A 265-nucleotide genomic window follows, 5' to 3' on the forward strand; every position below is an offset into this window, starting at 1 on the left:
TTATTGGTTGTATCAAATAATACGGTTGAATGTCTTTTATATAACCAAATAATAGGCAATAGGACTGAAAAACGCCTCTAATAGCGCTTATACCACTCATTAGCCGGTGATATGTCGACAGTTTCTTCTGTGCCAATCCGTATAGTTCGATATTCACCGGTCATAGCAGCTGAGAGGGATTGCATGGCGATTCGCTTGGCGTTAGTGTTCGCATCCATATTGCCTGCCCCTGATGTCAGAGGAAAGACAGGCTGGTCCGCTATAC

Annotated in this window: 1 protein-coding gene; it reads right to left on the reverse strand. The window is 43.8% G+C overall.

Features of this window, described 5'->3' with window-relative positions:
- Positions 1-77: 77 nt before the first annotated feature.
- Positions 78-265, reverse strand: a 188-nt coding sequence (locus tag Q4563_RS20325; protein ID WP_303605802.1) for a hypothetical protein, incomplete at its 5' end; no start/stop codon positions are given.

Source organism: Gilvimarinus sp. 1_MG-2023 (assembly GCF_030548285.1).